The organism is Acidimangrovimonas sediminis, from assembly GCF_002871005.1.
Classification (GTDB): Bacteria; Pseudomonadota; Alphaproteobacteria; order Rhodobacterales; family Rhodobacteraceae; genus Acidimangrovimonas; species Acidimangrovimonas sediminis.
In genome coordinates this window covers 63353-84259 of the sequence record NZ_PHSN01000001.1, presented here as the reverse complement: position 1 = coordinate 84259, position 20907 = coordinate 63353, and the positions used below count along the sequence as shown (strand labels likewise).

The window sequence follows — 20907 nt, the reverse complement described above, 5'->3', positions numbered from 1 at the left end:
TCGCCATCTGGCGGATGATCGCGCCAAGGGAGGCCCGTGGCCTCGGCAGGGGGAGGGTCCGCCCGTGACTTTCGCGCATCGCACCGGGCTCAGGCAGGCGCTGCTTGGCCTCGCGCTGGCCGGTCTCGTGGCCGGGCTGATGCTTCAGGCGATGGGACAGGCAGCGCTTGCGCCGCTGTTCTGGGCCACCGCCGTGGTGCCCGTGCTTGCCGCGCTGGTGGTCGAGATCCTGCTCAGCCTCCGGCGTGGTCAGGTCGGCCTCGATATCGTCGCAGCGCTGTCGATGTCGGCGGCCCTCATCGTGGGCGAGGAGCTGGCCGCGGCGGTGGTCGCGGTGATGTATTCCGGCGGCACCTTCCTTGAAAGCTATGCCGAGGGTCGCGCCCGGCGCGAGATGCGCGATCTGCTGTCGCGGGTGCCGCGCGCAGCGACCCGCCACGTGAACGGCGCGCTGGAAGAGGTCCCCCTCGACGCCGTGGTTCCGGGCGACCGGCTGCTGATCCGGCAGGGCGAGGTGCTGCCGGTCGATGGAACCCTCGCCTCGGACACCGCCTTTCTCGACACCTCGGCGCTGACCGGAGAGGCGCTGCCCGTGCGGCTGGACCGCGGCGCCGCCGCGATGAGCGGCGCGACCAATGCGGGCGCGGCCTTCGACCTGATCGCCGAGCGGCCAGCGGCGGAAAGCACCTATGCCGGGATCCTGCGCCTGGTCGAGACGGCGCAGCAGTCGAAGGCGCCGATGTCGCGGCTGGCCGACCTCTGGTCACTGGGCTTTCTTGCCGTCACGCTGGCCCTGGCCGGGGCCGCCTGGGCCCTGACCGGCGATCCGGTCCGCGCCGTGGCGGTGCTGGTCGTGGCCACGCCCTGCCCGCTGATCCTGGCGGTGCCGGTGGCGCTGGTGGCGGGCCTGTCGCGGGCGGCGCATTTCGGGGTGCTGATCAAGGGCGCCGGGCCGCTGGAGGCGCTGGCGCGGGTGAAAACGCTGATCCTCGACAAGACCGGGACGCTGACCGACGGGCGCCCCCGGATCGTGTCGGTGGAGCGGCGCGACGACACCCCCGAGCCGGAGATGCTGCGACTGGCCGCGGCGCTGGACCAGGCTTCGAGACATCCGATCGCGCAGGCCCTCGTCGCCGCGGTCGCCGCACAGGGAGCGCCGCTTCCGGTGCCCACCGGGGTTCAGGAGATCCCGGGCGAGGGCCTGACCGGCCAGGTTGGGGGGCGCGACGTGGCGGTCGGCGGCCTCGGGTTCGTCGCACGACACCTTGGCGGCGCGGCGCCGGCGCCCCCTGCCGCGGATCCGGGCGCGCTTGTCGTCGCGGTGGCGATCGACGGGCATCCCGCCGGTTTCGTCGTGATGGCCGATCCGCTGCGCCAGGAAGTGGGCCAGATGCTGCCGTTGATCCGCCGCCAGGGCATCGCGCGCATCCTGCTGGCCACCGGCGACCGTGCCGAGGTCGCCGAACGGGTGACCCGCGGGCTGGGCCTCGACGCCCTTTCGGCGGGGCTGACGCCGGGCCAGAAGGTGGACCTCGTGCTGGAGGAGCGACGCCGGGCGCCGGTGATGATGGTGGGCGACGGGCTGAACGATGCCCCCGCCCTCGCCGTCGCCGATATCGGCGTGGCAATGGGTGCGCGCGGGGCCGCCGCCGCCGCGGAGGCCGCCGACGTGGTGCTGCTGGTCGACCGGATCGGGCGGCTGGGCACCGGGATCGAGATCGCCCGCCGCACCCGGCGGATCGCGCTGGAAAGCGTCGCCGTCGGGCTTGGGCTGTCGCTGGCCGGCATGGTCGCGGCCGCATTCGGGTTCCTGACCCCGGTCGAAGGGGCGCTGCTGCAGGAGGGCATCGACGTCGCCGTGATCCTGAACGCGCTGCGCGCGCTGGCTATCAAACCGGAGACGATACCCGAAGCGCCCCCGGCCCCGGCCCCGACCCTCTGAAACCGGCTAAAACCGCCCGAAGCGGCCTGCCCCCCTGGCCCACTGTCGCAAAACATTCACTTTCCCCATCGCCATATTTCACGAATACATGAAATATGGAAAACCTGATTCCCGACCGCCTGACGATCCTTGGCCACCCGCAGCGGCTGGCCTTGTTCCGACTGCTGATGCGGCGCTATCCCGACCGGGTCCCCGCGGGCGAGATCGCCGAGGCGCTGGGGGTCAGGGCGAACACGCTGTCGAACTACCTGTCGGCCCTGATGACGGCGGATCTGGTCGAACAACGGCGCGAGGGACGGTCCCTCCTCTACCGCGTGAACATCGCCTCGGTGCGCGACACTTTCGATTTCCTGCTGCGCGATTGCTGCCGCGGGCGGCCGGATGTCTGCGCGCCACTGTCACGCGCCGCCCCCTTGGCCCGATCCGGCAGGGGGCTGCGTTATCACGTGCTTTTCCTGTGCACCGGGAATTCCGCCCGCTCGATCCTGGCCGAGGCGATCCTGCGCACCGAGGCAGGCGACAGGTTCGACGCCTGGTCGGCGGGCACCCGGCCCGCCCCCGGGGTCCATCCCGCCGCGGCCGGCCTCTTGCAGGCGCAGGGGCATGACATCTCGGGGTTGCGCCCGAAGGCCGTCGCAGAGGTCTCGGGTCCGGATGCGCCGCGCTTCGATTTCGTCTTCACCGTTTGCGACCGCGCCGCGAACGAGGAATGCCCGGCCTGGCCCGGCCAGCCGGTCAGCGCACATTGGGGCATGCCGGACCCGGTGGCGGTGGCGGGGACAGAGGCCGAACGGGGCCTTGCCTTCCGGCAGACCTACCGCGCGCTGAAACGCCGGATCGGGGCCTTTGCGGCGCTGCCGGTGGAAACCCTCGATCGGGTCGCCCTGCAGGCGGAAGCCGACCGGATCGGGCGCTTGTGACCCCGGCTCGACAGGCCCCCACGTGATGCCCGGCCGGACCGGTCGGGGGATAGGAGACAGACATGACCACCTACGCCCTCAACGGCCTTGGCCGGATCGGGAAGCTCGCGCTGCGCCCGCTGATCGAACGTGGCGCACGGATCGCCTGGATAAACGACGCGGTGGGAGATCCGGCGATGCATGCGCATCTTCTGGAATTCGACAGCGTACATGGACGCTGGCCCGCCCACTTCGCACATGATGCGGACAGCGTGTCGATCGACGGAACCCGCCTGCCCTTCGTCGGTGCGAAGCGGTTGGAGGATCTGCCGCTCGATGGCATCGACGTGGTGATCGACTGCACCGGGGTCTTTAAGTCCGAGGCCGCCCTTGCCCCCTATTTCTCGGCCGGGGTGAAGAAGGTCGTCGTGTCGGCACCGGTGAAGGATGGCCCGGTCAAGGATGGCCCCACGGCGAACATCGTCTTCGGCGTGAACGACGCGACCTATGACCCGGCGGCGCATCACATCGTCACGGCGGCAAGCTGCACCACGAATTGTCTCGCCCCGGTCGTCAAGGTGATCCACGAGGGGCTTGGCATCCGCCATGGCTCCATCACCACGATCCATGACGTGACCAACACACAGACCATCGTCGACCGCCCCGCCAGGGACCTGCGCCGCGCGCGTTCGGCGCTGACCTCGCTGATCCCCACGACAACCGGATCGGCCACCGCGATCACCCTGATCTACCCCGAGCTGAAGGACCGCCTGAACGGCCATGCCGTCCGCGTGCCGCTCTTGAATGCCTCGCTGACCGACTGCGTCTTCGAGGTGGAGCGCGCCACGACCGCCGAGGAGGTCAACGCCCTGTTCCGTGCGGCCTCCGAGGGGGCACTGAAGGGCATACTGGGCTATGAGGAGCGCCCGCTGGTCTCGGCCGATTACGTCAACGATGCCCGATCCTCGATCGTCGACGCGCCCTCGACCATGGTGGTGAACGGTACGCAGGTGAAGGTGTATGCGTGGTATGACAACGAATTCGGCTATGCCCACCGCCTTGTGGACGTGGCGCTGATGGTGGGGGCCGCGCTTTGACCCAGCAGCCGGAGGGGCGGCCCGACAAGCGGCCCCGGGGGCGGCCCAGGGAGCGGCCTCAGGGGCTTTCGGCCTATGTCGCGGTGACGGCGGCCTACTGGGCCTTCATGCTGACCGACGGGGCGATGCGGATGCTGGTGCTTCTGCATTTCGACCGGCTGGGGTTCTCGCCGGTGCAGCTTGCCTATCTCTTCGTGCTGTACGAAGTGGCGGGGATGGTGACGAACCTCTGCGCCGGGTGGATCGCCGCGCGGTTCGGGCTGACCTCGACGCTTTATGCAGGGCTTGCGTTGCAGGTGGTCGCGCTGCTGGCGCTGGCGCAGCTCGATCCCGGGTGGTCGCTGGGGGTGTCGGTCGCCTATGTGATGGTCGCGCAGGGGCTGAGCGGGGTGGCCAAGGACCTTGCCAAGATGTCCTCCAAATCCGCGGTGAAACTGCTCGCCCCGGCCGAGGGGGCCGGGCTGTTTCGCTGGGTCGCCGTACTGACCGGGTCGAAGAACGCGGTGAAGGGGGTGGGCTTCCTCATGGGGGCCGCGTTGCTTGCCACGCTGGGGTTCACAGGGTCGGTGCTGGCAATGGCGGGGGTGCTTGCGGCGATCCTGCTGGCGGTCCTGCTGGCAATGCCCGCGGGCCTGCCACGCGGCAGGAAGGGTGCGAAATTCTCCGAGGTCTTCTCGAAATCGCCCAATATCAACTGGTTGTCGGCAGCCAGGGTATTCCTGTTCGGGGCGCGCGACGTCTGGTTCGTCGTCGGCATCCCGATCTATTTCTACGCCGCGCTGTCAGACGGCACGCCCGAAGGCGACCGCGCCGCCTTCTTCCTGATCGGCGGGTTCATGGCGGTCTGGATCATCCTCTATGGCGCGGTGCAGGCGGGTGCCCCCCGTCTCCTCGGCGCGGGACACCGGACGGAAGCCAGCCTTGTGGTCGGCGCACGCCACTGGGCCTGGGGCCTTTTCACCGTGCCCGCCGTGCTGACGCTGGCCTCGCTCACGGCCCCCGGCCCCGCGGACTGGTTCAGCCTGCTGCTGGTCGTGGGGCTGCTTGCCTTCGGGGCGGTCTTCGCGGTGAACTCCTCACTGCATTCCTACCTCGTCCTCGCCTTCTCGCGGTCGGAGCGGGTGACGATGGACGTGGGGTTCTATTACATGGCCAATGCCGGCGGGCGGCTGATCGGAACGCTGCTGTCCGGGCTGACCTACCAGCTGGGCGGGCTCTCCCTCGTCCTCGCGACCGCGACGCTGATGGTCGCGGCCTCGGCGCTGATCGCGGGATGCCTCGTGCCCGAGGAAGGTTGAGACCGCCCCTAGCCCTCAGCGGGCGAGGCCAAGCGCCTCGAGACGGGCCACCGTCGCGGGCAGCAGCTCGGGCCGGTCGCGCACCTCGAGGATCAGCCGCGGGCGGACCGGCAGCCGGGCAATCGCCGCAAAGATCGCCGCCCACGGCAGGCGCCCCTCGCCCGGATGCCAATGGCGGTCGGCATAGCCGTCGACATCCTGCAGATGGACATGGCCGAGCACGGCCCCGGCACGGGCGATGAAATCCACCACCGGCGGCGCGCCGTAACGGCCATGGGCCAGATCGGCGTGCCCGGTGTCGATCGAGGCCTGAAGCCGCGGATGCCCGATGCGCCGGATTGCCTCGATCCGGTGTGCGGGATCGGTGTCGTCGATGTTCTCCAGCATCAGGGTACAGCCCGCCTCGTCCGCCCGGGCCAGCACCGGCGTCAGGCAGCCCTCGATCGCGTCGAGCATCTGGCCGTGGATCGCCGGGTAGTTGTCGCGGTTCAGGTGGTGCCAGAAGGTGAACGGGCTGTGGATCACCATGTGCGTGGCGCCCAGTGCCTCGGCGATCTCCACCCCCCTGAGCAACCGGCGCTGGATCACGCCGCGGATCTCACGGTCGGGGTTGGCGAGGTCGAGGCCGAAGAACGGGCCGTGGATGCCGCGCGGCCCCTCGTGGCCCTGCAACGCCTGCCGATAGTCCGCGACCAGGCCCGACGGGTCGCCCGCGATCACTTCGGGAAACACGAAATCCTGGATCTCGATGGCGCGGCCCGCGTCGAAGATCCAGTCGCGCAGGACGGTAAGGTCGTTGCGCTTGATGGCGGTGCCGAGGAGCGGAAGGGTCATTCAGGGGGCCTTTCGGGAGGAGGGGATCACTTGATCCCGGCGCGCATGAAGCTCTGGACGAACTGGCGCTGGAACAGGAGGAAGGCGATCAGCAGCGGGGCCGAGGTCATCAGCGTGGCGGCGTTGATCACCGACCATTCGACGCCCGAGTCGGTGGTGGCAAAGACGCTCAACCCCACCGTTACCGGTCGCGTGGTGACCGAGTTGGTGACGATCAGTGGCCAGAGGAAGTTGTTCCAGTGGTAGCTGACCGACACGAGGCCATAGGCGATGTAGGTGGGCCGGGCGAGCGGCACGTAGACCCGCCAGAGGATCTTCAGCGGCCCCGCCCCCTCGATCCGCGCGGCATCGTCCAACTCGTGCGGGACGGTCATGAAGGTCTGGCGGATCAGGAAGATGCCGAAGCCCGACGCGACATATGGCAGCGCGACCGCCCCCAGCGTGTCGACGAGGTTCAGCGCCCGGATCGTCTGGTAGTTCTCGACGATCAGGATGTCGGGCATGACCAGCAATTGCAGCAGCACCAGCGCGAACAGGATCCCCGCGCCGGGAAAGCGGAAGCGCGCAAAGCCATAGGCCGCCAGCGTGCACAGGACGAATTGCGCGGCGGTGATGCCCGTCACCAGCAGGAAGGTGTTGAGGAAATAGCGCGCAAAGGGGGCGGCGTGCCACGCGGTGACGAAATTCGCCCAGGTCAGCGGGGCTGTCAGGGTGAAATGCGCCTCGTATGCCGAGGGGTGTATCGCGGTCCAGACGGCATAGAGAAAGGGCGCCACCCACAACAGCGCCAGCAGCGCGGCGCCGGTGATCCACAGCGGGGTGTCGAGGCGGCTCATCTGTAGTGCACCTTGCGGTCGAACAGGAAGAACTGCCCAATCGCGAGAAGGCACAGCAGCGCCAGCAAAACCACCGTCAGCGTCGCGCCATAGGCCGTGTCCCAGTAGCGGAACGAGGTCTCGTAGATGTAGAACAGAAGCAGCGACGAGGCGTTGTCCGGCCCGCCCCCGGTCAGAATGAAGATGTGGTCGACAAGGCGGAAGGCGTTGATCACCGCGTTGATCGACACGAACAGCGTTGTCGGCATCAGGAGCGGAAAGGTGATGCGGCGAAAGATCGTCCATCGACCGGCGCCCTCGATCCGGGCGGCCTCGACCAGCTGCGGCGGGATCGCCTGAAGCGCGGCGAGGTAGAAGATCATGAAGAACCCCGCCTCCTTCCAGACCGACACCACCATCACCGCGGGCAGCGCCGTCGCGGTGGAGCCAAGGAGGTTGGTCTGCCCGATGCCGAAGAGGCCGAGGATCTGGTCGATCAGGCCGAAGCCCGGCAGGTAGAAGAAGACCCAGATATTGGCGACCGCGATCAGCGGCAGGATCGTCGGCGTGAAGAAGGCCATCCGCGCCAGCGCCCTGCCCCGGAACGGCCGGTTGACCAGCACCGCCATGACCATCGCCAGCACGATCGAGGCGGGGATCGTCACCACGGCGTAGAGCACGTTGTTGCCCAGCACCTGCCAGAAGGTCGGGTCGTGGATCAGGCGCTCGTAATTGTGCAGCCCGACGAAGCGCGACGGACGCCCGCCGCGCGGCGTCGACCAGAAGCTTTCGCCGATGGTCATCACGGCGGGGTAATGGGTGAAGAGAAAGATGAAGACCAGCGCGGGCGCGATCAGCAGCCAGCCCCAGATCCAGTCTTTTCTGCGCGTCATCGCGGGATGTGTCCGTCGAAAAGGTCCACGGGGCGCGAACGTCGTCGCCCCGCGGAAAAGAGGGCTCAGCGGTAGGCGGCGAGGATGGCGTCGGCCTTCTTCTGGGCTTCCTTCATTGCCTGTTCGGGCGTCTTCTGGCCCGTGATCGCGGCCTCCAGCCCGTCGTTGAGGATCTGCGTCACGCGCTGGTTCTCATGCGTCGACAGCTCCGCCACCGCGTATTTCAGCTGGTCGCGGGCGACGAGGACCGGGGGGAAATCCTCGGCGTATTTCTGCATCGTCGGCGTGTCCCAGGTCGCCGGGCGCGGGGCGACATAGCCGGTCGCCATGGTCCACTTGGCCGATTGCTCGGGCGCGGTGATCCACTCGATGAACTTCACCGCCGCAGTCAGCTGCTCGGGCGACGACCCCTTGAAGAGGTAGAAGTTGCCACCGCCGGTGGGCGCGCCGCGGCTCTTCATCTTCGGCAGCATCGCCACGCCGAAGGGGAAGGGCGCGTTCTTGCGCACGTTGGTCAGGTTGCCCGTCGTCGTCCACATCATGGCGATCTGGCCCTCGAAGAACGCCTTGGGGGCCGACCCCCAGCCGGTCAGGCCCGGCTCCATCGCCTTGTCCTTGGTGGACAGGTCGACAAGGTATTGCAGCGCCTCGACCACGGGTTTGGAATCGAAATAGGTCTCTGTCCCTTCGGCATTGGCAAGCTTGCCGCCGTTCTCGGCCACGAGGCCCTGGAACAGCCAGTAGGGGAAGCCTTGGGTCGGGATGCGGATGCCCCATTGGGTGACGTTGCCGCTGGCATCGCGCCTGGTCAGCTTCTTCGCATCCTCGGCCATCTCGGCCCAGGTCTGGGGGGCCTTCTCGGGGTTCAGGCCGGCGGCCTTGAACGCGTCCTTGTTCCAGTAGAGCACCGGGGTCGAGCGCTGGAACGGAATGCCGTAGGTCTTGCCGTCAAGCTGGCTGTTTTCCATGAACGCCGGATAGAAGCCGCCCAGCCATTTCTTGCCCTCGTCGCCCTTGGCATAATCGTCGAAGGGCAGGATCAGGTTGTCATCCAGCAGGGTAAACATGTCGGTCGACAGCGCCACGGCGATCTGCGGCGCGTTGCCGCCGCGGGCCGCGGTGATGACCTTGGCAATCGTGTCCTGGTAGGAGCCGGCATAGATCGGGTCGATCTTCACCTCCGGGTGGGCCTTTTCGTAATCATCGGTCAGCGACTGGATCACGTTCGCCGCGCCTCCGCCGACGGCCACGGGAAAGTAGAACTGCAGATTCACCGCGTCTGCCGCGCGCGCGGGCATCGCGGCCAGGAGGGCAAGCGCCGCGGCGCCGGCCGCACCCTTGATCATCGGTCCGAACATGGGTCAGGGATCCTTCCGGTTGGGATGTGGCGCATGGGCGCCCGTGGCACCCGCCGGATCTTCCGGACGGGCGATCAGCTGGGCCAGCCCGGGCAGGTCGACCCTGTCCCCGGTGCCGGCATCGAAAAGGTGGAGGTCGCGCGGATCGAGCGCGAGCCGCAGCGCGGCGCCCGGCACGGGCAGGGATTGCCCGGGCACCCGCATCAGAACGGGCGCCTCGCCGATGCGGCCTTCGACCAGCGCATCGGCGCCATGATACTCGCCCCCCGTCACCTGCATCCGCCAGGGCCCGGCGCCCGCGCGCAGGGCCTCGGGACGGATGCCGATCTCAAGCGCGCGGCCCGCCGCGGTTTCCAGCCGTGCACCGGTTGCGCCCAGTGCGGCGGCGGGCAGGATGTTCATCGGCGGCGTCCCGATGAAGCGCGCGGCGAAGGTGGTGGCGGGGCGTTCGTAAAGGTCGTGCGGGCTGGCGACCTGTTCGATCCGGCCGGCGTTCATCAGGACGACCTGATCAGCCATGGTGATCGCCTCGACCTGATCATGGGTGACATAGAGCATGGTGAAGCCGAGGCTGCGCTGCAGTGCGCGCAGCTCCGCCCGCATCGACTGGCGCAGCTTCGCGTCGAGGTTCGACAGCGGCTCGTCCATCAGGCAGACTGGCCGCTCCGAGATCACCGCACGACCCAGCGCCACCCGCTGCTGCTGCCCGCCCGACAATTGCGCTGGCTTGCGGTCGAGATAGGGCGCAAGGCCCAGCAGATCGGCCACCTTGCCCAGCCGCGCGCGGCGTTCGGCGCGCGGCACGCCCCGGGTGCGCAGGCCGAAGGTGATGTTCTCGGCCACATCGAGATGCGGGAAGAGGGCGTAGGACTGGAACACCATCGACAGGTCGCGCTTGTCGGCGGGGCGCGCGCCCATGTCCTCGCCCCCGATCAGGACGCGGCCCGCCGTGGGATCCTCCAGCCCCGCGACGATGCGCAGAAGCGTGGACTTGCCGCAGCCCGAGGGGCCCAGCAGCGCGGTGAAGCTGCCCGCCGGGACGGTCACCCCGACCCCGCCCAGCGCGGTGGTCCCGCCCCAGCGTTTCGCGATGCCCTCCAGCCGGATCTCGCGGCCACGGGTGGCAGCGGTGGCGGCGGGTTCGAGAATGGGGCCGGTCATGTCGCCCATGTCACGACCGGGCAGCGGCGGCAGCGCGCGCCGTGGTCAGGGGCCCGGCTGCATCAGGGAAGTGCTCGGTCGGAAGTGGGAACATGGGGCGGTGGGATCCGGGACGATGAACTCTGCGCGCCCCGTTTGCTGCATCCCGATGAAGGTTTCCCGGCAGTCTCGTGAAGATCTCGTGTCACGCCTCGCCCCAGAGGGGCGGCACTAACGAGACCCCCGAAGGTGCGGCCCCCGTCACCCCCGCCGGGCGGCGATCGCCTGTCCCGCGGCCACGCCCGAAGACCACGCCCACTGGAAGTTGTAGCCGCCAAGCCAGCCGGTCACGTCGACCGCCTCGCCGATGGCGTAGAGGCCCGGCACCGCCGTGGCCTCCATCGTCCGCGACGACAGCCCGGCGGTGGAGATCCCGCCCGCCGTCACCTCGGCCTTGGCATAGCCCTCGGTCCCCGTGGGATGCAGCACCAGTCGCTCCAGCCCCTCGGCCACGCGGTCGATCTCGGCGTCCGGCGTGTTGGCCATCTCCTGCGCCAGCCCAGCGCGCGCCGCCAGAACCTCGGCCAAACGGTTCGGCAGATGTTCGGCCAGAACCGCGCGCAGATGCGCCCGGGGCGTCCGCCGCCGGGCCTCGCGCAGAACCGCCGCCGCGTTCTCCAGCACCGAAAGCTCCACCGCGCTTCCCGGCGTCCAGTAGGACGAGACCTGCAGGATCGCGGGCCCCGACAGCCCGCGATGGGTGAAAAGCGCGGCCTCGCGGAACGATGCCGCGCCGGCCCGCGCCGTGACCGGTAGCGACACCCCCGGGATCTCGCGAAACGCCTGATCGGCGGGGCCGAGCGTGAGCGGCACCAGCGCCGGGCGTGGCGTCTCGATGGCCAGGCCGAAGCGGCGGGCGATGTCATAGGCCACGCCGCTTGCCCCCATCTTCGGGATCGAGGGGCCGCCGGTCGCGATCACCAGCTGCGGCGCGACCGCCCCCGCCACGTGGTACTTTCCATCCGCATGCCCGATCTCGCCGATCGCGGTGGAAAGCCGGACCTCTACCCCTCCCCTGGCGCATTCCTCAAGCAGCATCGCGACGATCTGCCGGGCCGAGCCGTCACAGAAGAGCTGCCCCAGGGTCTTCTCGTGCCAGGCGATGCCATGTGCCTGGACGAGGCCGAGGAAATCCCACTGGGTGTAGCGGCTGAGCGCGGACTTGGCGAAATGCGGGTTCTGCGACAGGTAGCAGGCGGCCTCGGTCCCGGTGTTGGTGAAATTGCACCGCCCGCCGCCGGAGATCAGGATCTTCTTGCCCGCCTTGTCGGCATGATCGAGGACGAGGACGCGCGCGCCGGCCTGACCCGCGGTGGCCGCCGCCAGCAACCCCGCGCCGCCGGCGCCCAGAACGATCGCATCATACTCCATCCCCGCCTTCTACGTGGCCCCGCCGTCGGCGAAAAGGGGCCGCGCAAGGCATGCCGGCCGGGCGTCTTTCGACCACCCCAATCCGGGGGACCGGCGGCGGCGGCCCGCTGCACCGCGCGTCATCACGGTCTTGCGAACTGGCTAAAATCTTTGACCGGATTGATCTTTTCTCTCGGCGCACGACGTTTAAGGTATGACGCCCCGGGACGGCCGCGAAAGGACAGACATGAGCCTGATCGACTTCGAGCGCGTATTTGCGGCGCTGCCCAGCCCGTACATGCTGCTCGACCGCGACCTGCGCTACGTCGCTGCCAACCAGAGCTACCTCGAGGCCACCGGACGGACCCTTGAGGATCTGCTTGGCCAGCACATCATGGAACAATTCCCCAACCCCGGCGAAAGCGGGCGGCGACTGGAGGAGTCCCTGCGCAAGGTGCTGGCCACCGGCGAGGCGGATACCCTCGCCTACCTGCCCTATCCGATCGCGAACGAGGACGGCACGCTCCAGAACCGCTACTGGACCGCGGTGCATACGCCGGTCTATGACGCCGCGCAGCGCGTCGCCTATGTCCTGCAGAACACCGTCGACGTGACCGAGTTCGCCCGCCTGCGTGCTACCTCCTCGCCCTTCCCGTCGCTTCTGGCCGAGACCAGCCTGATCGAGCGCACCCTGGAGGCCGAGGAACGCAGCGCCGAGTTCCGCCAGCTGTTCCAGCAGGCTCCGGCCTTCTTCGCCGTGCTGTCGGGGCCCGATCACATCTTCACCTTCACCAGCGATTCCTACGTCCGGCTGATCGGTGGGCGGGAGGTAATCGGCCAGCCGGTCGCCGAGGCCCTGCCCGAGGTGGTGGGCCAAGGCTTCGTCACCCTGCTTGACCGGGTCTATGCCGAGGGGCGCGCCCATGCCGCCGAAGGCGCCAGGGTGATGCTGGCCACAAGCCCCGACGGCCCGGTGGAGGAAGTGTTCCTCGACTTCTCCTACAACCCCGTCAGGGATTCCTCCGGCCAGGTGACGGGGATCTTCGTGCAGGGGATGGACCGCACCGATTCCGTGCGCGCCCATCAGCGTCAGCGCCGGCTGATCGACGAGCTGAACCACCGGGTGAAGAACACGCTGGCCATCGTGCAGTCCATCGCCTCGCTGACGCTGAGGTCGGTCGAGGATCTGGCGACCTTCCGCGAAGATTTCGCGGGCAGGATCTCGGCGCTGGCGCGGGCGCATGACATGCTCAGCGCGCGGCACTGGGAAAGTACCGACCTCGAAACCATCGTGCGCGAGGAACTGGGCGAGGCCACCGGCGCCACGCTGTCGATCTCGGGGCCGAGGCGGCTGGTCGATGCCAAGACCACGGTGGCGCTGGCCCTGATGCTGCACGAGATGTCGGTGAACGCGCGGCGACACGGTGCCCTCTCACGCCCCGGCGGGGCGCTTTCGGTCAGCTGGCAGGACCGGCCCGACGGCGCGCTGGCGCTGGACTGGCAGGAGCGCGGCGGCCCCGAGGTGGTGGTGCCCACCCGCACCGGCTTTGGCACCCGCCTGTTGCGGGCCACCGCGGCGGGAGAGCTGGGCGGCACGATCGACCTCCGCTACCCGCCCGAAGGGTTCTCGGCCACGCTGGTACTGCCCGCCCCGCATCCCGGGCAACCCGAGGGCCCGGCCCCGCGCGCCCTGGACGGCTGAGGGTGCATCCGGACGCTTACCGGGAGGCACAGTAGGAGACCCATGGGGAGGCGTGCCGAAACGGCGCCCTCCGTCCGCGCCCAAAACAGGCAGTCCGCCCAAATATTCATCGAGCCCCTCGGGATTTTCCGGGCCATGCCCTTCACCGGCGCGGCGGCCATCCCGCCCGTCGGGGCGCATGCCTAGGGTCGGGAAGCCAGTTTTTGCGCAAAGCGAGCCATGCCCAGCCGTCTGTCCATCGTCGTCGTCGAAACCGATCGTGACCGGGCGCTGCTGATCGTCGACAGCCTGCGCGGCGCGGGCGATTTCGACATCTCCGTGATCGGCGAGGTCACCGGCCTCGCGCGTCATATTTCGCGCCACAACCCGGACGTGGTGTTGGTCGACATCACCAGCCCCTCGCGCGACATGCTGGAGGAGCTGGCGCTGGCCTCGGGGCCGCTGGAGCGGCCGGTCGCGATGTTCGTCGACCGCTCGGACGACGGGCTGACCAAGGCGGCGATCGAGGCGGGGGTGTCTGCCTATGTCGTCGACGGACTGCGCCACGACCGGATCAAGCCGATCCTCGACGCCGCGATCGCCCGCTTCCACCTGTTCCAGCGCATGCGGGTGGAACTTGAGACCACCAAGCGCGCGCTTGAGGAACGCAAGGTGATCGACCGCGCGAAGGGCCTTCTGATGAAGGCCCGCGGCATCGACGAGGATGCCGCCTACGCCCTTCTGCGCAAGGCCGCGATGGATCAGGGCCGCAAGGTGTCCGATGTCGCGGAGGCGCTGGTCACCGCCGCGGGGCTGCTTGCATGAGCGCCGATACGCTCCGGGCCGGGTTCATTCCCCTGGTCGACGCGGCGCCGCTGATCGTGGCCCGCGAGGTGGGCTTTGCCGAGGAAGAGGGCCTCGCGCTCGACCTCGCGAAGGCGCCGAGCTGGGCGACGCTGCGCGACATGCTGGCCTACGGGCAGATCGAGGCGGCGCACATGCTGTCGGTGGTACCGGTGGCGATGGAGATGGGCCTTGGCGGAGCGCCTGCGCGGATCGACGTGCTGCAGGTCATGTCGGTCAATGGCGATGCGATCTGCGTCTCGCGGGCGCTGGCCGACAAGATGCGCGCCGCCGGTCATGGCTTCGATTTCGCCGATGCGACGGATGCCGGGCGCGCGCTGATCGCCGTCGCCGGGGACCGGCCGCGCATCGGTGTGCCGTTCCCGTTCTCGATGCATGCCGAACTGCTCTACCACTGGCTGGGCGCGCTTGGTCTTCCGGTGCCGCAGGGCCTCGATGTCGTCACCGTGCCGCCGCCGATGATGGAACAGGCGATGGCCGCGGGCGAGATCGACGCCTTCTGCGTGGGCGCGCCCTGGGGGTCGATCGCGGTGGAGACGGGGGTGGGTGAACTTCTGCTGCCGGGCACCGCGATCCGGGCCTTCGCGCCCGAGAAGGTGCTGGCCGTGCGCCACGACTGGGCCAAGGCGGAGCCGGACCTGACCCGCCGCCTGATGCGCGCGGTGTGGCGCGCCGCGCGCTGGACCGCGCAGCGGGCGAACCACGACACGGTGTCCGAGATCCTCTCGCGCAGCGACTACCTCGACATCCCGGCCGAGATGATCGAACGCTCGCTCTCCGGCCGACTGGTGATCTCGTCGCGCGGTGAGATCCGCCAGGTGCCGCGTTACATCGAGTTCCACGAGGGCGCCGCGGCCTATCCCTGGCGCTCGCAGGGGGCACTGATCGGCCATGCGCTGGCGGCCCGTCTTGGCCTCGACCGGGCGGCGGCGATGGCCGCGGGACGGCGCGTGTTCCGCACCGACCTCTACCGCGAGAACCTGCGCGACACCGGCGCCGAACTGCCCGGCGCGGCCGAAAAGGTCGAGGGCGGGATCGACACGCCGACCCCCGCCGCCTCGGAATCGGGAAAGCTGATTCTGCTGCCCGACCGTTTCTTCGATGGTTACGTTTTCGACCCGAAGCATCCGAACTGACGCAATCTTGGGCAGTCCACTCCCCGGACGCCGCCCGATCCCGTTCCAGCGGCCCGCACGGCAAGAGAACGTTGACAGATCGCGGGGGGCTATGCACCCATAGCGGGAGAACAGGGCAATGGCGTCCGGTTCCCGATTTCACCCTCACAGTTGTGGGTAGCTGAGCACAGCCGCTCGACCTTACTGACACTCGGTCAGTGATGGTCTGGCGGCTTTTTGCATTTTCGGCCCCCGCCACGGGGCCCCGGACAGGACTCGGACACAATGAAACTGACCCTCGCCAGAACGACGATGGCCACGATTGTGGCAGGCACCCTGATGGCCGTCCCCGCCTTCGCCGACATGCTGAACGTCGAGAAGCCGGAGCTGAAGCTCGGCTTCATCAAGCTGACCGACATGGCACCCCTCGCCATCGCGAAAGAGAAGCACTTCTTTGAAGATGAAGGACTTTCCGTCACGCTTGAGGCGCAGGCCAACTGGAAGGTGCTGCTCGACCGCGTGATCTCGGGAGAACTGGACGGCGCCCATATGCTGGCCGGCCAACCGCTGGCCGCGACCATCGGCTACGGCACCAAGGCGCATATCGTCACGCCGTTCTCGATGGATCTGAACGGCAACGCGATCACCGTGTCGAACACGATCTGGAAGCAGATGCTGCCCAACATCAAGATGGGCGCGGACGGCAAGCCCGAACACCCGATCTCGGCCGAGGCGCTGAAACCGGTGGTGGCCAAGTACCGCGCCGAGGGCAAGCCGTTCAACATGGGCATGGTCTTCCCGGTCTCGTCGCACAACTATCAGTTGCGCTACTGGCTGGCCGCCGCGGGCATAGACCCGGGGTTCTATTCGCCCAGCGATTCCAGCGGCACGATCGACGCGCAGGTCCTGCTGTCGGTGACCCCGCCGCCGCAGATGCCCGCCACGCTCGAGGCCGGCACGATCTACGGCTATTGCGTGGGGGAGCCCTGGAACGAAGCCGCCGTCGCCAAGGGCATCGGCGTGCCGGTCGTGACCTCCTACGAGATCTGGAAGAACAACCCCGAGAAGGTGTTCGGCGTTACCGCCGCCTTCGCCAAGAAGTACCCCAACACCACGATCGCCCTGACCAAGGCGCTGATCCGCGCCGCGATCTGGCTGGACGCGGACAACGGCAAGAACCGTGCCGAGGCGGTCAAGATCCTGTCCGAACCGCAATATGTCGGCGCAGACGCCAAGGTGATCGCCAACTCGATGACCGGCACCTTCGAATACGAGAAGGGCGACAAGCGCGCGATGCCCGACTTCAACGTCTTCTTCCGGCATGACGCGACCTACCCGTTCTATTCGGATGCGATCTGGTACCTGACCCAGATGCGCCGCTGGGGCCAGATCGCCGAGGGTCATCCCGACAGCTGGTACGTCGATACCGCCAAGTCGGTCTACAAGCCCGAGATCTACCTCGAGGCAGCGAAAAGCCTGATCGAGGACGGCGAGGCCAAGGAAAGTGACTTTCCGTGGAAGAGCGACGGGTTCCGCCCGGCGACCGCGGACTTCATCGACCACAAGTCCTACGACGGGCACATGCCGAACGCCTACATCGACAGCTTCAAGATCGGGCTGAAGGACAAGCAGACCGTCGCCAACGGCCAGATCGCGAACAACTGACGCGATCCGGGGGCCCGGGCGGAATGCGCCGCCCGCCCCCTTCCCCGCCCCGACCAAGCCAGTTTCGAAACCGACCAGAGCCTTCCGTATCGGCAGACCGAGACCGAAGCGCGTCTGGCCGCGGGCGCCCGCCGTCCACCAGAGATCGGAGACAGCCATGACCGTCGTCGACCCCGACACCCTCAAGTCCAGCGCCCGCGCCGCGCGCCGCGAACGAATGTTCACCCGCATCAACAAGGCCGACGGCTTCCTGCGTGTCCTCGGCCTCGGCTGGGCGACGCCCGTTCTACGCGCCGCGGCCGGCGACGACCCCAAGGCCCAGATGGGCGAGATCTGGCGCCAGCTGGGCGTGCCGCTTCTGGCCATCGCCCTGTTCATCGCGGCCTGGGCTGCGCTCGCGCCGACGGTCAAGACGTCGCTCGGCACCGTGCCCGGTCCGGCGGCCGTCTGGCATCAGGCGGTGGCCCTGAATGCCGACGCCGCGGCCCAGGCGCAGGACGCCAAGGCGTTCTACGCCCGGCAGGAAAAGCGCAACCAAAAGCTGATCGCGCAGGGCCACCCTGATTGGGTGAAACACCTGCCCTACACCGGCGCGCCGACCTACTACGACCAGATCTGGACCTCGATCAAAACCGTGTTCTTCGGCTTCCTCGTCGGCTCCATCGTGGCGATCCCGCTGGGCATCGTGGCGGGCCTGTCGAAGACCGCGAACGCCGCGATGAACCCGCTGATCCAGATCTTCAAGCCGGTCTCGCCGCTGGCATGGCTGCCGATCGTCACCATGGTCGTCTCGGCCGTCTATGCCACCAACGACGGGATGTTCTCCAAGTCGTTCCTCGTCTCGGCGATCACTGTGACGCTGTGTTCGATCTGGCCCACGATCATCAACACCGCGCTTGGCGTGGCCTCGATCGACAAGGATCTGGTCAACGTCTCGAAGGTCTTGAAGATGGGCACCTGGACCAAGATCACCAAGCTGGTGCTGCCCTCGGCCCTGCCGCTGATCTTCACCGGCCTGCGGCTCAGCCTCGGCGTGGGCTGGATGGTGCTGATCGCGGCCGAGATGCTGGCGCAGAACCCAGGCCTTGGCAAATTCGTCTGGGACGAGTTCCAGAACGGATCTTCGCAGTCGCTGGCCAAGATCATGGTGGCGGTGATCACCATCGGGATCATCGGCTTCATCCTCGACCGGATCATGTTCACGATCCAGTCGCTCTTCACCTTCTCCGCGAACCGGTGACGCGCCATGGCCATTCTTGAACTGACCAACGCATCCAAGGGCTTCGGCGAAGGCGAAAGCCGCGAAGAGGTTCTGAAAGACATCTCTCTCGCCGTCGAGGAAGGCGAGTTCCTGGCGATCCTCGGCTTCTCGGGCACCGGCAAGTCGACGCTGATCAACCTGCTCGCCGGGCTGCATCTGCCCGACACCGGCAAGGCATCCTTCAAGGGCGCGCCGATCGAGGGGCCGGGGCCGGAGCGCGGGCTGGTGTTCCAGTCCTATTCGCTGATGCCGTGGCTGACCGTGCAGGGCAACGTGGGCCTTGCCGTCGATGCCGTGCACAAGGGCAAGCCGAAGGCTGAGCGCGCGAAGCTCGCGCAGAAATACATCGACATGGTGGGCCTGTCGCACGCCACCGGCCGCCGCCCGGCCGAGCTTTCGGGCGGGATGCGGCAGCGGGTGGGCATTGCCCGCGCGCTGGCGATGGAGCCCGAGGTGCTGCTGCTGGACGAGCCGCTGAGCGCGCTGGACGCGCTGACCCGCGCCAACCTGCAAGACGAGATCGTGCGGATCTGGGAAGGCGACCGGCGCACCGTGGTGCTGATCACCAATGACGTGGACGAGGCGATCCTTGTCGCCGACCGCATCGTCGCGCTGAACCCCGACGGGACGCTGGGCGACCAGTTCAAGGTGACGCTGCCCCGCCCGCGCGACCGATCGGCGATGAACCATGACGAGGCGTTCAAGGCACTGCGCGCGAAGGTGACGCGCTACCTGATGGATGTGGGCGTCGCGGCGAAGGTGGAGGAAACCCACCACCTGCCGAACATCCAGCCGATCCATGCCCTGCCCCGCGCGGTGGCGGATGCGACGCAGAGCCCGATCGAAAGCCGCTATCTGGACTATTCGCAGCTGCACAAGATCTACCCCACGCCCAAGGGGCCGCTGACCGTGGTCGAGGGCTTCGACCTGAAGGTCAACAAGGGCGAGTTCATCTCGCTCATCGGGCACTCGGGCTGCGGCAAGTCGACCGTGCTGACCATGACCGCCGGGCTGAACTCCATCTCCAAGGGCGTGATCAAGCTTGACGGTTACGCGGTCGAGGGGGCGGACCCGGAGCGCGCGGTGGTGTTTCAGTCGCCCTCGCTCTTTCCGTGGCTGACGGCGAAGGAGAACGTCTCGGTCGGTGTCGACCGGGTCTATCCCAAGGCCAGCCGGGCCGAGCGTCAGGAGGTGGTGGAATACTATCTCGAGCGCGTGGGCCTGGGCGACGCGATGGACCGGCAGGCGTCGGAGCTGTCGAACGGCATGCAGCAGCGGGTGGGCATCGCGCGGGCCTTCGCGCTGTCGCCCAAGCTCCTGCTGCTGGATGAGCCCTTCGGCATGCTCGACAGCCTGACCCGCTGGGAGTTGCAGGAAGTGCTGATGGAGGTGTGGTCGCGCACCAAGGTCACCGCGGTCTGCGTCACCCATGACGTGGACGAGGCGATCCTGCTGGCCGACCGCGTGGTGATGATGACCAACGGCCCGAACGCCACGATCGGCAAGGTGATGGAGGTCGACCTGCCCCGCCCGCGGTCGCGCAAGGCGCTGCTGGAGCACCCCGATTACTACCTCTACCGCGAGCAGGTGCTGACCTTCCTCGAGGAATACGAACAGGGCCACAAGCCCGCGAAGTCCGACAAACCCAAAGCCAGATCGGAGGCCGCATGATGGGCGACGTCATTGAAACCACGCAACGCGCCTTCGTCGGCGTCACCGAGGTCTGGGTGCCGAAGGACGGGCGCCTGATCCATGCCACGGGCGACTACGGCGGGCGCTCGGCCTTCGAGGTCGCCTCGGTCGTTGAGAGCTTCGGCCCCGGCGAGGGGCTGCCCGGCAAGGCCTGGGCCGAGGCCCGGCCCGTGGTCCTCAAGGGCTTCGACGGGTCGTATTTCAAGCGCATCGAGGCGGCGCGCGAGGCGGGCCTGACCTCTGCCGTGGCGCTGCCGGTGTTCGACGGGGATGAGCTGACCGCGGTCCTCGTGGTGCTGTGCGGCGACGACGACACCACGACCGGCGCGATCGAGGTGTGGAAGGAACGCGACGGCCTGCTGCTGCTTGAAGACGGCTATTACGGCGCGGCGAAGCATTTCGAATGGGTCAGCCAGCACACCCACTTCCCACGCGGCCAAGGGCTGCCGGGGGGCGTGTGGGCGGCGCAGACCCCGATCCTGATGCGCGATCTCGGGTCGGGCTACCGCTTCATCCGGGCCGAAAGCGCGGGGCGCGCGGGACTTACCACCGGCCTTGGCCTGCCGGTCCCGGTGCCGGGGGGCGAGACCTATGTCGCCACGCTGCTGTCGGCGCGCGGCACGCCCATCGCGCGGCGGTTCGAGATCTGGGACGCGCGCGAGGCGCGGGTCGGCAAGGCCCGTGGCGGCAAGGGCGGCGGTTGCAAGGGCGGCGGCGCGGTGCTGATCGACGGCATCTGCGAACGCGAAGGCCCGCTGTGGAACGAGGATACCCCGCGCCGCGCCGCGGTCTGGGAAGGGCCGGTGGGCCAGGCGCTGGGGTCGGGCCTGCCGCAGGTGCTGTCGGGCGCGGCGTCCGTCGCGGCGGGCTACGCCTCGATGGTGGCCCTTCCGATCCACCGCGGCGGCGAGGTTGCCCATGTCGTCGCCTGGTACGTGTAAGG

The 20907-nt window shown here is 68.4% G+C and carries 17 protein-coding genes; 11 read left to right on the top strand and 6 right to left on the bottom strand.

The annotated features are described in order from the left end of the window. Positions 1–139 precede the first annotated feature (139 nt). The 4 genes from CVV76_RS00305 (at position 140) to arsJ (ending at position 5236) form a co-directional block, all read left to right on the top strand. Positions 140–1942 (top strand): heavy metal translocating P-type ATPase, encoded by a 1803-nt coding sequence (locus CVV76_RS00305; protein WP_102222918.1) that lies wholly within the window; start codon positions 140–142, stop codon positions 1940–1942. Positions 1943–2037: 95 nt separating this feature from the next. After that, complete coding sequence (locus CVV76_RS00300) at positions 2038–2862, top strand: arsenate reductase/protein-tyrosine-phosphatase family protein (RefSeq protein ID WP_102222623.1); 825 nt, start codon at positions 2038–2040, stop codon at positions 2860–2862. 62 nt (positions 2863–2924) lie between these two features. Then, positions 2925–3938 carry an ArsJ-associated glyceraldehyde-3-phosphate dehydrogenase gene (locus CVV76_RS00295; protein WP_102222622.1) on the top strand — a complete coding sequence of 338 codons (1014 nt, stop codon included), beginning with the start codon at positions 2925–2927 and terminating at the stop codon, positions 3936–3938. Next, positions 3935–5236 carry an organoarsenical effux MFS transporter ArsJ gene (gene arsJ / locus CVV76_RS00290; RefSeq protein WP_408607865.1) on the top strand — a complete coding sequence of 434 codons (1302 nt, stop codon included), beginning with the start codon at positions 3935–3937 and terminating at the stop codon, positions 5234–5236. The genes CVV76_RS00295 and arsJ overlap by 4 nt, the downstream gene beginning before the upstream one ends. A gap of 15 nt (positions 5237–5251) precedes the next feature. On the opposite strand, the gene CVV76_RS00285 is transcribed toward arsJ, so the two are convergent. The 6 genes from CVV76_RS00285 to CVV76_RS00260 form a co-directional block, all read right to left on the bottom strand. After that, positions 5252–6070 (bottom strand): sugar phosphate isomerase/epimerase family protein, encoded by an 819-nt coding sequence (locus tag CVV76_RS00285; protein WP_102222620.1) that lies wholly within the window; start codon positions 6068–6070, stop codon positions 5252–5254. A gap of 26 nt (positions 6071–6096) precedes the next feature. Continuing rightward, positions 6097–6906 (bottom strand): carbohydrate ABC transporter permease, encoded by an 810-nt coding sequence (locus tag CVV76_RS00280; protein WP_102222619.1) that lies wholly within the window; start codon positions 6904–6906, stop codon positions 6097–6099. Continuing rightward, positions 6903–7778 carry a carbohydrate ABC transporter permease gene (locus tag CVV76_RS00275; protein ID WP_102222618.1) on the bottom strand — a complete coding sequence of 292 codons (876 nt, stop codon included), beginning with the start codon at positions 7776–7778 and terminating at the stop codon, positions 6903–6905. The genes CVV76_RS00280 and CVV76_RS00275 overlap by 4 nt, the downstream gene beginning before the upstream one ends. A 65-nt stretch (positions 7779–7843) precedes the next feature. Beyond that, a complete protein-coding gene (locus CVV76_RS00270; RefSeq protein WP_233192648.1) occupies positions 7844–9136 on the bottom strand; it encodes an ABC transporter substrate-binding protein in 1293 nt (430 codons plus the stop codon). Between the two features lie 3 nt (positions 9137–9139). Continuing rightward, a complete protein-coding gene (locus CVV76_RS00265; RefSeq protein ID WP_102222916.1) occupies positions 9140–10297 on the bottom strand; it encodes an ABC transporter ATP-binding protein in 1158 nt (385 codons plus the stop codon). 240 nt (positions 10298–10537) lie between these two features. Further along, on the bottom strand, positions 10538–11707 hold the full coding sequence (locus CVV76_RS00260) for a BaiN/RdsA family NAD(P)/FAD-dependent oxidoreductase (RefSeq protein ID WP_102222617.1): 1170 nt from the start codon (positions 11705–11707) through the stop codon (positions 10538–10540). 226 nt (positions 11708–11933) lie between these two features. On the opposite strand from CVV76_RS00260, the gene CVV76_RS00255 reads away from it, so the two are divergent. The 7 genes from CVV76_RS00255 (at position 11934) to CVV76_RS00225 (ending at position 20905) form a co-directional block, all read left to right on the top strand. Further along, positions 11934–13388 carry a PAS domain-containing protein gene (locus CVV76_RS00255; RefSeq protein WP_158243078.1) on the top strand — a complete coding sequence of 485 codons (1455 nt, stop codon included), beginning with the start codon at positions 11934–11936 and terminating at the stop codon, positions 13386–13388. Between the two features lie 219 nt (positions 13389–13607). Continuing rightward, on the top strand, positions 13608–14192 hold the full coding sequence (locus tag CVV76_RS00250; protein ID WP_102222615.1) for an ANTAR domain-containing response regulator: 585 nt from the start codon (positions 13608–13610) through the stop codon (positions 14190–14192). Then, positions 14189–15367, top strand: a complete 1179-nt coding sequence (locus tag CVV76_RS00245; protein ID WP_102222614.1) for a CmpA/NrtA family ABC transporter substrate-binding protein — start codon at positions 14189–14191, stop codon at positions 15365–15367. Before CVV76_RS00250 ends, CVV76_RS00245 begins: the two co-directional genes overlap by 4 nt. Before the next feature lie 318 nt (positions 15368–15685). Continuing rightward, entirely contained in the window at positions 15686–17011 is a 1326-nt protein-coding gene (locus CVV76_RS00240; RefSeq protein WP_408607869.1) for a CmpA/NrtA family ABC transporter substrate-binding protein, read from the top strand. A gap of 157 nt (positions 17012–17168) precedes the next feature. Then, positions 17169–18251, top strand: a complete 1083-nt coding sequence (locus CVV76_RS00235) for an ABC transporter permease (RefSeq protein WP_102222612.1) — start codon at positions 17169–17171, stop codon at positions 18249–18251. Positions 18252–18257: 6 nt separating this feature from the next. After that, positions 18258–19943, top strand: a complete 1686-nt coding sequence (locus CVV76_RS00230) for an ABC transporter ATP-binding protein (protein WP_102222611.1) — start codon at positions 18258–18260, stop codon at positions 19941–19943. Then, positions 19943–20905 (top strand): GAF domain-containing protein, encoded by a 963-nt coding sequence (locus CVV76_RS00225; protein ID WP_102222915.1) that lies wholly within the window; start codon positions 19943–19945, stop codon positions 20903–20905. Before CVV76_RS00230 ends, CVV76_RS00225 begins: the two co-directional genes overlap by 1 nt. Positions 20906–20907 lie beyond the last annotated feature (2 nt).